This window comes from Schlesneria paludicola DSM 18645, from assembly GCF_000255655.1.
Lineage (GTDB): Bacteria > Planctomycetota > Planctomycetia > Planctomycetales > Planctomycetaceae > Schlesneria > Schlesneria paludicola.
This window is the reverse complement of sequence record NZ_JH636435.1, coordinates 1,610,118-1,625,187: the sequence shown is the minus strand read 5'-3', so window position 1 is coordinate 1,625,187 and position 15,070 is coordinate 1,610,118. Positions and strand designations below refer to the sequence as shown.

At 56.3% G+C, this 15,070-nt stretch carries 10 protein-coding genes; 6 read left to right on the top strand and 4 right to left on the bottom strand.

The annotated features are described in order from the left end of the window. Nucleotides 1-258 precede the first annotated feature (258 nt). The 5 genes from OSO_RS0124330 to OSO_RS0124310 all read left to right on the top strand — a co-directional run bounded on the left by OSO_RS0124330 (nucleotide 259) and on the right by OSO_RS0124310 (nucleotide 9,288). Entirely contained in the window at nucleotides 259-3,159 is a 2,901-nt protein-coding gene (locus tag OSO_RS0124330; RefSeq protein ID WP_010585676.1) for a DUF1549 domain-containing protein, read from the top strand. Between the two features lie 48 nt (nucleotides 3,160-3,207). Further along, on the top strand, nucleotides 3,208-4,650 hold the full coding sequence (locus tag OSO_RS0124325; protein WP_010585675.1) for a DUF1501 domain-containing protein: 1,443 nt from the start codon (nucleotides 3,208-3,210) through the stop codon (nucleotides 4,648-4,650). Between the two features lie 61 nt (nucleotides 4,651-4,711). Further along, the gene (locus OSO_RS0124320) at nucleotides 4,712-5,914 is read left to right on the top strand and encodes a sialidase family protein (RefSeq protein ID WP_010585674.1); all 1,203 of its coding nucleotides are present in this window, start codon (nucleotides 4,712-4,714) and stop codon (nucleotides 5,912-5,914) included. Between the two features lie 111 nt (nucleotides 5,915-6,025). Further along, nucleotides 6,026-8,032 (top strand): ATP-dependent DNA helicase, encoded by a 2,007-nt coding sequence (locus OSO_RS0124315; protein WP_010585673.1) that lies wholly within the window; start codon nucleotides 6,026-6,028, stop codon nucleotides 8,030-8,032. A gap of 95 nt (nucleotides 8,033-8,127) precedes the next feature. Next, nucleotides 8,128-9,288 carry a class I SAM-dependent methyltransferase gene (locus tag OSO_RS0124310; protein ID WP_237729332.1) on the top strand — a complete coding sequence of 387 codons (1,161 nt, stop codon included), beginning with the start codon at nucleotides 8,128-8,130 and terminating at the stop codon, nucleotides 9,286-9,288. Between the two features lie 46 nt (nucleotides 9,289-9,334). On the opposite strand, the gene OSO_RS0124305 is transcribed toward OSO_RS0124310, so the two are convergent. Beyond that, the gene (locus OSO_RS0124305; protein WP_010585671.1) at nucleotides 9,335-11,071 is read right to left on the bottom strand and encodes a SpoIIE family protein phosphatase; all 1,737 of its coding nucleotides are present in this window, start codon (nucleotides 11,069-11,071) and stop codon (nucleotides 9,335-9,337) included. A gap of 501 nt (nucleotides 11,072-11,572) precedes the next feature. Here OSO_RS0124305 and OSO_RS0124300 point away from each other — a divergent pair. Beyond that, nucleotides 11,573-11,935, top strand: coding sequence for a hypothetical protein (locus OSO_RS0124300; RefSeq protein WP_157605422.1), 363 nt, complete (start codon nucleotides 11,573-11,575; stop codon nucleotides 11,933-11,935). A gap of 68 nt (nucleotides 11,936-12,003) precedes the next feature. Here OSO_RS0124300 and OSO_RS0124295 read toward each other — a convergent pair whose 3' ends face one another. The 3 genes from OSO_RS0124295 to OSO_RS0124285 all read right to left on the bottom strand — a co-directional run bounded on the left by OSO_RS0124295 (nucleotide 12,004) and on the right by OSO_RS0124285 (nucleotide 15,059). After that, nucleotides 12,004-12,990, bottom strand: a complete 987-nt coding sequence (locus OSO_RS0124295) for a GNAT family N-acetyltransferase (protein ID WP_010585669.1) — start codon at nucleotides 12,988-12,990, stop codon at nucleotides 12,004-12,006. A gap of 137 nt (nucleotides 12,991-13,127) precedes the next feature. Continuing rightward, nucleotides 13,128-14,087 (bottom strand): transketolase family protein, encoded by a 960-nt coding sequence (locus OSO_RS0124290; protein ID WP_010585668.1) that lies wholly within the window; start codon nucleotides 14,085-14,087, stop codon nucleotides 13,128-13,130. 132 nt (nucleotides 14,088-14,219) lie between these two features. Then, the gene (locus tag OSO_RS0124285) at nucleotides 14,220-15,059 is read right to left on the bottom strand and encodes a transketolase (protein WP_010585667.1); all 840 of its coding nucleotides are present in this window, start codon (nucleotides 15,057-15,059) and stop codon (nucleotides 14,220-14,222) included. Between the last annotated feature and the right edge of the window lie 11 nt (nucleotides 15,060-15,070).

Below are 15,070 nucleotides of genomic sequence, written 5' to 3'. Positions count from 1 at the left end.
CCTGAATGCAAAACGGGAAATCAGACGCGGCGTCGATCGCTCCCTGTATTTGTGTCGTTTGACGATCGAAACGCATCTGCGGCATCTGATTGCGACGTTGTGCCGTTGAAGGCCCCCGGTACAATTGCCGATGTCATCAGACGCGGTAGCCTCCCATAATGTCCCGTCCGGCTGACTCTTGAGATGATTCCGTCGTTCCTCGACCGCTTGTGATTGGCCGTCGCAATCGATCACGTTGAAATTAGAAAAACGTTTCCGATGCATCAGTCCTTCATTCGATTGATCGGCGTCATAGCGGTCGGGGTCGCGATTGCCTTCATCGGCGAATCGCGGGGCGCCGACGACGCGGAAACTCGAACTGCGGGGGACGGTTCCGCTTCGCAGTTTCCAGCCGAAGAGCTTGAGTTCTTCGAGCAGAAGATCCGTCCCGTTCTGGTCGAACATTGTCTTGATTGTCACTCCCAGGCGGCAGTAACGGCGAATCGACTGAAAGGGGGATTGCAACTTGATAGTCGCGCCGCGCTACTGCGCGGTGGCGACAGCGGACCTGCCGCCGCGCCCGGGAAAAGTGCCGAAAGCCTGCTTCTCAAGGCACTGCAATACGAAGAACTGCAAATGCCGCCCAAGGGAAAGCTCTCCAAGCAGGTCCTCGCGGATTTTGAGCGCTGGATCGATCACGGTCTCGCCGACCCCCGCGTTGAAACCGCATCAACCGCCGTGAAGGGACTCGACCTGACGAAAGGACGTGAGCACTGGGCGTATCGTCCATTGAGTCATCTGGTCATTCCGGAATTGACTGAAAGGTCGGTCCCGTCGTTCACGCCAACGGATGCCTTTATCCGAGCCTCATTGAATTCGGCTGGGATCGAGCCTTCGCCATTGGCGGATCGGCAAACACTGGTTCGGCGTGTCTTTCTGGATCTGATCGGACTGCCGCCCTCGCCCGAGGAACTACAAGATTTTCTGAAGGACGAGCACGCAGATGCCTACGAACGGCTGATTGATCGCCTCTTGGCATCGCCCCATTTTGGGGTGCGTTGGGGGCGACATTGGCTCAGTGTCGCACGCTTCGGCGAATCACTGACGCTGCGTGGATTCATCCTGCCGGAAGCCTGGCGATACCGGGACTATGTGATTGAGGCGTTCAATCAGGGAATGCCGTTTGATCAGTTCGTCATCGAACAGTTGGCCGGAGATCTGCTTCCCGCCGAGACATTGAATGATCAGCAGCGTCAACGAATCGCGACAACCTATCTGACCTTGGGAAATCTCAATCTTGAGGAACAGGATAAGCAGCAGTTGCGGATGGACGTGGTTGACGAGCAACTGGATGTGATTGGCAAGGGGTTGCTGGCGCAAACAATTACCTGTGCCCGCTGTCACGATCATAAGTTTGACCCGATCCCGACTCGCGACTATTACGCGATGGCCGGAATTCTGGCCAACGTCAAGACGCTGGAACATGCGAATGTTTCAAAATGGCTCGAACTTTCTTTGCCGCTCGAACCGGCAAAAGAATCGATGTACGCGGCGAACGACGCTCGCATCGCTGACGTGCAGTCAAAGATGAAAACACTGCAGGCCGCGAAACAGCAATCGACCCCGCCCACCGTTATCGTCGCCAAGGACCTGCCGGGAATCGTTGTCGATGACAGCCAGGCAACCATCGTCGGCGACTGGGAACTCTCGCAGTCAATTAAGCCTTATGTCGGTCGAGGATACCTGCACGACAAGAATGTGGGTAAGGGCGAAAAGACGGTGACGCTGCTGCCGGAATTACCGCATTCCGGCCTTTATGAAGTGCGATTTGCGTATACCCCGGGCGCCAATCGATCGGCCGCCGTTCCAGTGACGGTCATGAGTGCGGATGGTGAAAAGACGATCACCGTCAACGAGAAACAATCACCCGCCATCGACGGTCTGTTTGTATCCTTGGGGCAGTTTCGGTTTGAAAAGACCGGGCAGAGCTTCGTGATCGTGTCGACCAGCGACACCAAGGAGCACGTCGTCGTCGATGCAGTCCAGTTCCTTCCGATGGAGCTGACTTCCCCCGACGCCCCGGCGGACAAGAAAGCGGTCGCCAGTTCGAACAAGACAGATCCAAAGTCCGTAAGCCAGTTCGATGCGGAACTGAAGGCCTTGCAACAGGAACTGAAAGAGCTTCAAGCGGCGCTGCCACCGCGACCGCGTTACATGTCGGTTCAAGAAGAAACATCCATCAGCGATCTTCGCATCCATATTCGTGGAACGGTTCACAATCTGGGTGAGACTGTACCACGCGGATTTCTACAGGTTGTACAGACGGGAAATACGACTCATCTGACCTCCACTCAAAGCGGCCGTCGGGAACTCGGCGCGTGGATCGTCCGTCGCGACAACCCGTTGACGCCACGCGTATTGAGCAATCGCGTCTGGAACTGGCTGTTCGGGGCGGGGATCTCGCGCACTCCTGAGAATTTCGGGACGACGGGCGATGCACCCTCGCACCCGGAATTGCTCGACTACCTCTCGGAACGCCTGCTGGTGCGTGAGTGGTCCGTGAAACCGTTGATTCGCGAGGTTGTCGCGTCTTACACCTATCGACAGTCGTCATTGGCGAATTCCGCGCAAGGGGCGGTCGATCCCGAGAACCGTTGGTTGTCCCGACAGAACCGTCGACGCATCGATGCGGAAGCTCTTTTGGATGCCATCCTCACAGTCAGCGGTCGTCGAAATGATGAATTTGGCGGGCCGACGATCTTGGGGAAAAGCAGCGAGGACTATCGATATGTTCATCGCAGCAACCGCCGCGCGGTCTACTGGCCTGTTCTCAGGAATGCGTTGCCCGAGATCTTTGACGCGTTTGATTTCGCCGATCCCAGCCTGCCATCAGGGACCCGCAACGTTAGTACTGTGGCGCCGCAGGCGCTGTTCTTTCTGAACAACGAATGGGTTACCGAACACGTTCGAGATGCCGCACGGCAAATTGTCACGGTCCCCAGTCCTCACGACGCGGCTCGGATTGATCGTGTCTTCCTCGTCGCCTTGGGCCGTCTGCCGACAGACTCAGAGCGTCAGATTACAGAACATGTCCTGGCGAGCGAACCTGACCCGCAAACCAAGTGGATGCTGTTGATTCGGGCCATGATTGCCTCGATCGATTTTCGTTTTGTTGAGTAACACCCAAGAACCGTTTGCAAATCGATTCGCACGGGAAAATGGAGCCGCATGACGATGATCGATTCAATCACAACGCGACGACAAGTTCTGCAGTCGGCAGGTTGCGGATTTGCCGCGCTCGCGCTGGCCGGGTTGGCCGGGTTGGCGGGGCGTACCTCTGCTGCGGACAGCGCCAGCCGCCTGATGGAGAAGATGCCGTTGATCGCTCCGAAGGCGAAGCGCGTCATCTTTCTGTTCATGCAGGGTGGTCCCAGCCATGTTGATACGTTTGACTATAAGCCCGAGCTTGTGCGCCAGGATGGACAGCAGTTTGCATTCAACGATGCCCGCATCATTGCGAATACGGGGAAGCGCGGAAGCACGCAGCGGCTGATGAAACCGCTGTGGAGTTTCAGGCAGTACGGTCAATCGGGACGCTGGGTCTCGGACCTGTTTCCGCATGTGGCCGAACATGTCGACGACCTCTGCTTCATCCATTCGATGCATACCGAGGGCGTCGCGCATGGTCCCGCAACACTGTTTCTGCATTGCGGTGCTGCCAATTCGGTTCGTCCATCGATCGGTTCGTGGGTGACGTATGGCCTTGGTTCGGAATGCCATCACTTGCCGGGATTTGTCTCGTTGAGTCCGTCCGCTGGAAATGGGGGGCCGCGTAACTATGGCGGCGCGTTTCTTCCTCCCGTCTATCAGGGGACGGCAATCGGACGTGCGGGAACTCCAGCGAGCGAGGCGAAGATTCGCGACATCGTGCCGGGAAAGGCAAACTCACCGCGTGACCGCCGGCAATTCGATCTGATTCAGGCGTTCAATTCCGAGCAGGCAAAACGACACCCGCATGATGCCGAGCTGGAGGCGGTGCTCAATTCGTACGAACTTGCGTGGAACCTGCAAAAGAATGCTCCCGATGTGCTTGATCTTTCGCAAGAAACGCGCGAGATGCAGGCTCTGTATGGGATTGATGATCCTCAGACGGAAGACTTTGGACGGCAGTGCCTGATGGCGCGACGCTTGTCCGAAGCCGGTGTCCGTTTTGTGCAAATCACGCATGGAGACAATACGGCGAACCCGGTCTGGGATCAGCATTCGAATATGCCCAAGCATGCCGAACATGCCCGCCGCGTCGATCGACCGATTGCCGGCTTGCTCGCGGATTTGAAGCAGCGGGGATTGCTCGAAGACACGCTGGTGTGGTGGGGCGGCGAATTTGGTCGGACGCCTTATGCCGAGAAGAACGGAACAGGTCGCGATCACAATCCTGGTGGCTTCACCGTGTGGCTGGCGGGGGGAGGAATCAAGCCCGGCTTTGCCTTTGGTAAAACGGATGAATTCGGCCATCTTGCCGCCGAGAACAAGGTCCACATGCACGATTTGCATGCGACAATTTTGCACCTGCTGGGGCTCGACCACGAACGTCTGACCTATCGCTTTTCCGGACGCGACTATCGACTGACCGATGTCCACGGACATGTGATCGACAGCATTATTGCCTGATGCGAATGCGGCGGATTTGGTCGGTCCGTTGCCGCCTCGTACACTTCAAGGATTGATTCTTATGGACCAGAAAATTTCACGGACGAATGATGGCGTTTGGTCGCGTCGTGAATGCTTGAAGACGATTGCGGCATTCTCTCTGGGGGCGATGGCGTCCTCGCGCGGTGTCTTATCGGGAGCATCAACCGCTTCGATTGAGAGCACTCGCGTCGTGAGTTGGAAGCCACCGCTGTATCACGGCTGGCCGACGTTGACTCGACGAAAAAATGGAGAGCTACTTCTGGCCTTTTCCGGTGGGCGTGAGAGCCATATCTGTCCGTTCGGTCGCCTGGAACTGATGCGATCAAAGGACAATGGCGCGTCATGGGGTTGGCCACAAGTCATTCACGATTGTGCCATTGATGACCGCGATGCGGGTGTGCTGGAGACGCCTCAAGGATCGATCCTGCTGACAAATTTCACGTCACTGCGTTACGCCGATGACTATGAGGCGGCGATGAAGATTCCGGCCGGGCAGCCAAAGGCGTGGGATGCGGTCAAACGCGCCGAGTGGAAAGCGGCTCACGAGCGTTTGACAGCAGACGAACGTCAGCGAGAGGTGGGAACCTGGATGTGGCGCTCCACGGACGGCGGCGTGACCTGGTCCGCTCGCTATCAGGTTCCCTGCAATAGTCCGCATGGACCGGTCGCACTTGCAAGCGGACGACTCCTTTACATCGGGGCCGCCCTCTGGGCGGACGACCGTGTCGTCGGAACGTGGGAATCCACGGATGACGGGGTCACTTGGCAATTGCTGAGTCGGTTTACCCCCCGCCCTACCGACCAGACGAAGAACTATCACGAACTGCATGGGGTCGAATGTGTCTCTGGGAAGATCATCGCGCAGATTCGCAATCACAACACTCAAAACGCACACGAAACGCTGCAATCGGAATCGACCGATGGTGGTAAGACCTGGTCGATTCCGCATTCGATCGGTGTGTGGGGACTACCGTCGCATCTGTTGCGGCTGAAGGATGGCCGTTTGCTGATGAGTTACGGCTACCGGCGTGCTCCTTACGGGAATCAGGCTCGAATGAGCCAGGATGAAGGTGCAACATGGAGTGATCCCATCACGATTTCCGATGATGGAATTCGATCTGATTTGGGTTACCCCTCGACAGTCGAGTGCGACGATGGGACACTCGTGACCGTCTGGTACGAAGTCATGAAGGGATCTGATCTGGCTCAACTGCGGCAAGCGCGGTGGAGACTGACCGTCTGATTGTGTCGTTCGCTCCAAAGTTCTTTGCGTATAAGCCTCTGTGTTCGCACGTGCTGTGTCGGACTGTGGCGGGCTGTACAGATTTATTGATTTGACGGTAAGGATTCGACGGTGACCCTCGGCGTAAAGGATGTGCTCGGAGACGAAGGAAGCATCGCGCGTCGCCTGAAGACATACGAGTCGCGCTCGCAGCAAATCGAAATGGCGGAAGCCGTCGAGCAGGCGATCGCACATCGGCAACATCTGGTCGTCGAGGCGGGAACAGGGACCGGGAAAAGTTTTGCGTATCTTGTGCCGACGATTCTCGCGGCGACCGCCAAGCAGGGTGAAGGCGGCAAACGTAAGAAGGTCGTGATCTCGACGCATACGATCAGCTTGCAAGAGCAATTGATCGGCAAGGACATCCCTTTTTTGAATTCCGTGCTGCCCGTCGAATTCTCGGCTGTTCTGGTCAAAGGCCGCTCGAACTACATCAGCCTGAGGCGAATGAAGGGGGCAGTCGATCACGCGAAGTCGCTCTACTCAAGACCGGATGAACTGACGCAGTTGCAGGACGTCGTCGAATGGTCGCGTACGACATACGACGGAAGTCTGGCGGATCTCGACTTCAAGCCCTTAAGCAGCGTTTGGGACGAAGTTCATAGCGACCACGGGAACTGTCTTGGGAAGAAGTGTCCGACTCACGAGCAATGTCTGTATTATAAGGCCCGGCGGCGGATCTGGAACGCAGATATCCTGGTCGTCAATCACGCACTTTTCTTTGCAGACCTATCGCTCAGGCGTGAAGGTGTCAGCCTGCTGCCCGATTATGACATTGTCGTATTTGATGAGGCGCATACGGTCGAACAAGTGGCGGCGGATCACCTCGGGATTTCGATCTCAAGCGGCCAGATCGAGTACATGCTCAGCAAGTTGCACAACGAGAAGACGCAAAAGGGTTTGCTAGCACGTGCCACATCGTCGAATTCCTCGTTTCTTGGCACTCAGCGGAACGCGATTCAACTGGTTGATCGAGTTCGCTTTCAAGCGCGGGATCTGTTCGACTCGATTCATGAAGCGAAGCGGTCGTTTGCGGGAAAGAACGGCCGGTTTCGACATCCGCTGGATATTCACAACGAAGTCAGCACGGCACTCAAGGAACTGGGATCGCACATCGCTCAACTGGGGAATCAACTCAGTTCGGATGAAGAGCGTGTCGAATACACCTCGGCGGCAGAACGTTGCTCTGGCCTGGCCGATTCCCTGAATTCGTGGCTCCAACAATCGCTTGAAGAGGCGGTCTATTGGCTCGAGACCAGCGGACCCAATCAGCAGCGGATCAAGTTGGTGTCAGCACCGATTGACGTGGGGCCGGTTCTACGGGATGAGCTGTTTAATAAAATCAGCACCGTTATTTTGACGAGTGCGACGCTGGCGGTGGGTGGTCAGAGTTTTGATTTCGTCCGCGGACGGCTGGGGCTGACGAAGTCCGACGAAAAAAAAGTCGGCAGTCCGTTCGACTATAAGTCTCAGATGCAGCTCATTCTGCCGGAAGGAATGCCGGACCCGGGCGAATCGCCCAGCGACTACGAAAGCGCGGTTTGCGAACAGATTCAGAAGTACGTAGAGCAGACGAAAGGCCATGCGTTCGTACTGTTCACTAGCTATCAAATGCTACGGAATTGTGCGCGGCGATTGACGTCTTGGTTTGTTTCCAAGAATTACGGGCTGTATTCGCAGGGCGAGGAAATGCCGCGGACGATGTTGCTCGAAAAGTTCCGCAACGACCCGGCAGGCGTGCTGTTTGGTGCCGAGAGCTTCTGGCAGGGTGTCGATGTTCCCGGCGATGCCTTACAGAACGTCATCATCACCAAGCTGCCGTTTAGCGTTCCAGACCATCCGCTACTCGAAGCACGGCTTGAGGCGATTCGGAACTCTGGGGGAAATCCGTTCATGGACTATCAAGTTCCAGAAGCGGTGATCAAACTCAAGCAGGGGTTCGGTCGTCTAATTCGAACAAAGTCTGATAAGGGGATTGTTGTGATCCTCGATCCACGGGTCAAAACAAAACGCTACGGCAAACTGTTCCTCGATAGCTTGCCCGAATGTGAGATCGTGCGAGACCACGGTCTGCGATAGCCCCATGTCGTTGACACCTCGCTCGATGCCTGGAAAAGAACAAGAGATCTCCTTTGTCCACCGATTCGATCCCTGAAGATAATGACGAATGTCGTGTGATCCGCGCTCTGCGGGATGCGCCGGAGATCTTTGAACAGATTGCAAGGTATGAAGGTTCAGAGCTGGGGCTGCAGGTCGCGCTTCGACGTCAGTTTCCAGACGACATGGTTCGGGCGGCCGTTTCGATCCATGAACTGCGGCATCGTGCTGCAGCGAAGTTCACGCGTGCGGATCGGCTTTGGCTCGATCGCAAAGGACTCGAACAAGCAACGTCCGAGGCGGTATCCGTCTACAAGGCAAAACGGTTTGAAGGAGCCGTGTGGGATTTATGCTGTGGGATCGGCGGTGATGCTTCGGCACTCGCGGCACGATGTCACGTGACGGCCGTGGATCTGAATCCGGCCGCATGTCTTCGAACCAAATTGAACGCCGAAGTTTACGATGTCGCTGATCGGGTCGAAGCGATCTGTCAGGATGTCTTGCACATCCCGCTTTCAACCGGTCTGGTCCATATCGACCCAGATCGACGTACGGGTTCGGGCGGGCGCGTGTCCCGGCTCGAAGACTATGTACCGGGATTAGATTTTCTGAACGAAATGATGCCGCGTTGTCGTGGCGGCGCGATTAAGGTTAGCCCGGCCAGCAATTTTGGTGGCAAGTTTCCATCAGCGGAAGTGGAGCTGATCAGCTATCACGGGGAATGCAAAGAGGCCACGATCTGGTTTGGCGAGTTGGCAAAGGAGTCGCCGTTTCGAGCGACGGTTCTGCCTGCGGGAGAGAGCATTGCCGGTCATCCGTTGCAGGTCGCGGTCCCGGTCATGCCGTTGGATCGCTATCTTTATGATCCCGATCCCGCCGTGGTGCGCGCCGGGTTGGTGGATGTCCTGGCCGATCAATTGGGGCTCTCGCGGTTGGATGCGGCCGAAGAGTACCTGACATCAAACCAGTGCGTGCAGTCACCATTCGTTCAGACCTTTGAAACGGTTGCTGAGATGCCGAACAACGATCGAGAACTGAAAGCATGGGTGCGATCCGCTGGGATCGGTCAGGTCGAGATCAAGTGCCGCCATCTTTCTGTGCAAGCAGATACCGTGCGGCGCAAGCTATCGTTGACGGGGACGGTTCCAGCAGTCGTGATTTATGCCCGCTTGAATGGCAAAGCGCGCATCATTGCCGCACGACGGATTGGTTCAGGCGACGTTGCAGGGGCGATGTGATGTGGGCGATTGGCCCAAATCACCATGTGAAAATGAGCTCACTGCGTCACATTGTTCTTCGCAGCGCGGCGACGCAAATGTCATCGCGCTGTGCACGGTCGTCACAAAACAGATTCACGGCATTGATCAAAGCCGGAACGAGTTCAGTCACTGGATCAGGTCCTGCTTCGATGACTTCTTGAACGCGTTCTTTTGAAAAGAGCTGGTTCAGTGGATTCAAGGCTTCAGTGATCCCGTCCGTATAGAACAGAATCGCATCGTTCGGTTCGAGCGGGATAATCATCGATCCATAGTGCTGATCCGCCATGACGCCCAGCGGCATGCCCGATTCACGAATCCCCACGAAATCGCACTGCTTGCCCTTTCGCCGAACGACCGGAGGCAAGTGTCCCGCACTGGCCAACTGGACCTGATGTCGAACAGGGTCGAGAATTGCGATCGATAACGTAATGAATCGATAGCCCAGGTCACTGTTCGCCATCTCAAGATTAAGGCTGTTCAGTGCCTGCTCGGCGTGCTGGACGCTGAATAAATGATAGCGGCAGGCCGCGTGCAGACGCGCCATGAGCAGAGCTGCAGGAACCCCCTTCCCCGAAACGTCACCGATCACGACGGCGACGCGTCCATCAGGAAAGCGAATGTAGTCATAGTAGTCGCCGCCGATGCTCAGGGCCGCAGCGTAGAAGTCGGCAAACTCGTAACCCGGCACAATCGGAGATGAACTGGGAAGGAAGCTCAACTGGACCTGTGTTGCGATCTCCATGTCGCGCTCGAGATCGCGTTGTTTGAGTAACGATTCGTGCATCGACGCGTTCTCAACGGCCAGGCCCGCCTGGGCACCGACACTGACCAGCAGGTCCAGGTCATCGGCGTTGAAGGGCTGCGAAAGATTCCGCGTACTGAGCTGCAAAACGCCGAGTGCGTTTCCGCTGCCATCCATCAAAGGGGTGCACATCAGGGATCGCAACTGCATTTCGGCGATACTCTCGCTATGCAGAAATCGACGATCCTCGCCGACGTCCGCGCTGAGGATCGCTTGTCCGCTGGCCATTGCCTGATTGACGACGGTCATGCTGATAGGCACTTCATCATCGTCCGTTCGGCGTGAATGTGAAGCACGCACGCGCAAGGTCTCGGATGCCCCTTCTTTCAGCAGGACAAATCCCGAATCGACTTGCGGAAAAATCTTGAACAGAGACTTCAGGATGACCGGCAAGACGTCCGCAAGTTTCAATACTTTGCCGAGCGACTTGCTGATTTCGAGGATCGCGCGCAGCTTGGCTTCGGGGCGAATATTCAGCCGCAAACCTTGATGCGACGACTCGGCCGACATCGATGCGATCACCGATGAGTTGTGAACACCTTCGGCTGCAGGGACATACTCAAGAGCCGACTCTAGAACGACATTCTCGTCGTTGTCATCCTGCGGTTCGGACGAAACCAAACCGGCATTGACGCTTGAGTCTGTTGTGATCGGGATCGAAGGACCAGACGCCTTCAGCAAGAACTGAAACGCGTAATCACAAACTCGCAGTTCGTCGCCGTCGCGAAGTTGTGTCTTCCCGCGAATCGACAACCGATTGACTTGTGTTCCGTTGCGGCTTCGCAAGTCTTCAACCAAGAACTGACCGTCTTCCTCGAGGATTTGTGCGTGTTGGCGGCTGACTGAGGCGTTGTCGAGGACGATCTGGCAGGACGGATGCCGTCCCAGCACCACCTTTTCGCCTGTCAGGGCGAGCAAGTGACCAGCCGAACTTCCTCGAATCACCTTCAAAAATGCCACGGTCTACAACACCTCTTTCAAACGAAACGAAATTCCTGGTATGCCATTCATGTACAACCCAACGAATCATCCCAACTTGAATGCGTTTGGTTCAAGCCAAGGGAATGACGTAGAAAATCCTGGCGAAAACTGAACCCGAGATACGCGAAGGATGCCAAAATTTGAAGTGATTGGATAGCCGAACCGGGCGTCGAGGTTACCGTTTTTCTGATGTCGGGTAAAACAGAGTGGACGCAATTGAATTCGCGAGTGATCATCGCGTTCCCGGCTGTCACCCGAAGTCTTAGAGATCAACGTATGTTGTTTTGTCGTTTGAGTTCGAAGCAAATGCTGCGGTGAGGGTGACGAATTTTGGGTGAATTGATCATTCGTTGGACGGCGCGATTGGCAGTGGCATGCTATGCGGCCTGTTTAATTCGCGAGGCTGGGGCGCCCTCGGCCGCCAGCGATTGCATAGGCCGTGCATCCACTGCGGGCCGATGGTGGTGGACTGCGGGGTGCGTGATATTCACGGTCCATGTTGCGGCGGCATTTCACTTTGAGCACCATTGGAATCATGCGCATGCCTACGATCACACCGCGCAGCGAACGGCGGAGATGACGGGCTGGAATTCGGGCATCGGGCTGTACGTCAATGAAGTCTTTCTTGGCCTGTGGATTGTTGACGTCGCCGCGTGGTGGTGGGCACCTCAATGGCATCAGAAGCGTTCCGTCTACTGGATTGTTCAGGCGGTTTTCGCCTTCCTGATGTTCCAGGCCACCGCAGTCTTCGGTCCCCCGTTCTGGAGGCCGATTGTCGTCATCTTGCTGCTAGTGCTATGGGGGCAATATCGTCGAGCCCACAGGGCGCCGTTCCTTCCATGAGATGGACTGCACGCGTCAGTGGCTCTCGGCTTATGGCCAAACCCGTCCCCGTCCTTTGAACAGCCTTGTCAGGGGCTTTCGATTTGTGGGACTGGCTCTTCGATTTTGCGAAAGACGATACCGGCATCGACCTGGCGGAACCCGGCGGATTTGATGACGGCGACACTAGCCGCATCGGCTTCGTTTGCGTGAGCCTCGGCAAGTTGAATCATGTCTTCGCGGACGCGCCGGCACACTTCATCGAGTAGCAGTTGACCATAGCCCTTGCGTCGCTGCGGTTCTGAAACCTGTAGGCCACAGATGCCAATCGCGCGGACACGCCATCCTGTCATATACAGATCAAGGCCGACGACACAGACTTTGGCCAGCAAATTTCCGCCAGCCTTGGGCAGCAGCCCGAGGTGCATCGAATCGAGTCGCCCCACGCGCGTCGACCACCACCAATCTTTGGGCTCGTAAGCGGCAGCGGCAGCCAGCCGCGACTGTCGCTTGGCGTTCAGCATCCGCACACACATAACTTCCGGTCCGCCCGGGCCCAATTGCCGCTGGAAGACCAAGTGTCGTTCGATCGGGTAGTATCCGATCGCTTGGAAGAACGGAGCCGCCGCCTCATCCGAGTCCAGGAATCCGGCGGGTTCACTTCCGCCGTACAGTCCGCAATAGAAGGGGTCGCGAGGAGGCGCACCGCCACCGAGGATCGTTTCGGCTCCGGCTCGTCGAAGGTAGTCTTCGGCGTGCCGAACGAGCTCGCGTCCGATCCCCTGACGACGAAACGCCGGATCAACGATGACGGCACAGATGACCCCCGTTTTTTTCGACAGGCGAGCTTTTGATTCGTCCGGCCCGAATCCGGCGTGAACGAATCCAATAATACGATTATTGTCCGTCGTGGCGAGGATCATTCCGGCCGGGTCAAAATATGGCTGTGCGATCACCAAGCTGTCGAATTCATCACAGCTCACCGACTGCGCCGCGCCTCGGCCCAGTCCGGATTCGTTCCATAGCCGCACAACGTGCGGTGGATCGGAGTTTCGAAAATGGCGATAGGCCACCACGATTCAACAGCTTTCCACGTGATTCAGACCGATCCGGACGGTTCCCAACTTCGGAACGATCAGGGGATGTTGCTTTAAAAGGAAACCCGGTATCAGCGACACCGGGTTTCCTTGGTATTCTATCGGTCGGTCAATCCTCAGCGGCTACGGACTTTCGTAACGGCAGCGATGATCGCTTCCGCCGTAAGACCGAACTTCCGTAGCAGGCCATCCGGATCACCGCTTTCGGCATAACAGTCGCCAACATTCACAAATTCCATTGGTACTGGTCTGGTCCGAGCGACGACGGTTGCAATCGCCGAGCCAAGGCCGCCAGACATCAAATGTTCTTCAGTCACCACAATTCGTCCAGTCTCGGTCGCGGCCTTGACGATTGCGTCTTGGTCGAGGGGCTTCACCGTATGCATATCGATCACACGAGCCTGGACACCTGTTTTTTCCAGCATCGCGGCAGCATCCAGCGCGATGCCAACCATGAGGCCATTGGCAATGATCGTGACATCGTTGCCGTCTTTCAGGGTATTGGCTTTGCCGATCACGAATGGTGAGTCGGCATTGTAGATTTCGGGAACTTCGATTCGCCCACAGCGAAGATACACGGGACCGACGTGTTCGACCATGGCTCGCGTCGCTTTCTTCGCAGAAATGGCGTCGGCAGGAACCACAACCGCCACTCCGGGCAGTGAACAGGCCAGCGCGATGTCCTCGATTCCCATCTGCGATGCACCGTCTTCGCCGATCGAGATTCCCGCATGGGTCCCGACGAGTTTGACATTCATGCCTGGATAGGCAATCGACATCCGAATCTGATCAAAAGCATTGCAAAGTAAAAACGCCGCAAAACTACTCACGACGGGGATTTTGCCCGCTGCGGCAAGTCCACCCGCAATTCCTACCATATTCGATTCGGCGATCCCGACATTGAATGCACGGTCTGGAAACGCCTTGGCAAAGACTTCGGTACGAGTTGAGTTTCCGACGTCACCATCGACCGTCACGAGATTGGGAAACTCGCGACCCAGTTCCTTTAGCGCGGCACCAAAGGCATCTCGGGTGGCCTTCCCCAATTTCAATCCCGCCGCTTCACCAATTGTCATCAGATGATTCCGTCAGTAAGCCTGCATTGACCTCGTGGAGCCTCAAACCTGAGCTGACACGTTGATGAACTTGTTGCGAGTCCGCCTGTAGACGATGCTCAAAAACCTGTCAGGACGGAGTGAAATTGTCACCTAGCTGAGTAACGCCAATGCTTTCTCGGCCAACTCCTTCGAGAGCGGTTTTCCGTGATAGTTCAAATCGCCGGCCATTTCGAGAATCGGTAGAATCCCGAATCCCTTTTTCGTCTGAGAAATGATCGCCGTCGGTCGATCCTGGATTGTCTTCACCTTCGTCAACGCCTCGACGACCGACCCCATCGAGTTTCCGTCGATGACCTGCGTGTGCCAGCCGAACGCTTCGAACTTTGCCGCGAACGGCTTCATGTCGAGAACGTCTTTCGTGGCACCTGTTTGTTGGTAGCCATTTTGATCGACAATCGCGGTCAAATTGGACAGTCGATATTTCTCCGCGGCGGAAGCGGCTTCCCAGATTTGTCCCTCGCCCATCTCGCCGTCACCCATCATGACGAACGTGTGGGCGTCCAGGCCATCCAGACGACATGCCAGTGCGTGACCAATTCCGAGTGACAGGCCCTGCCCCAACGAACCCGTCGATGCTTCCATCGTGTTCAGACGCTTCATATTTGGGTGGCCTTCAAACGGGCTGCCCAGTTTGCGAAGTGTCATGATCTGCTCAAGCGTGTAATAACCGGCCTGGCACAACGCGGAATAGAGCACGGGGACGGCATGCCCCTTACTCAAAATGAATCGATCGCGTTTGGGGTCGCGTGGGTTGTCTTTGTGATGGCGGAGAAACCCGCCGAAGTACAGGGCCGTCACCACTTCGACGGCAGACAGGCTGCTCGTGGGGTGACCGCTGCCCGCTTCCGTCGTGATCTTGATGATCAAGCGACGAATGGCCTTCGCCGTCTCTTTCAACTGGTCAATGCTCAGTTTCGTCGCGTCGGCCACAGCAGAAATCC

Coding starts and splice junctions, on each gene's coding strand:
- OSO_RS0124330 (WP_010585676.1), top strand. CDS start 259: ATGCATCAGTCCTTCATTCGATTGATCGGCGTCATAGCGGTCGGGGTC.
- OSO_RS0124325 (WP_010585675.1), top strand. CDS start 3,208: ATGACGATGATCGATTCAATCACAACGCGACGACAAGTTCTGCAGTCG.
- OSO_RS0124320 (WP_010585674.1), top strand. CDS start 4,712: ATGGACCAGAAAATTTCACGGACGAATGATGGCGTTTGGTCGCGTCGT.
- OSO_RS0124290 (WP_010585668.1), bottom strand. CDS start 14,087: ATGACAATTGGTGAAGCGGCGGGATTGAAATTGGGGAAGGCCACCCGA.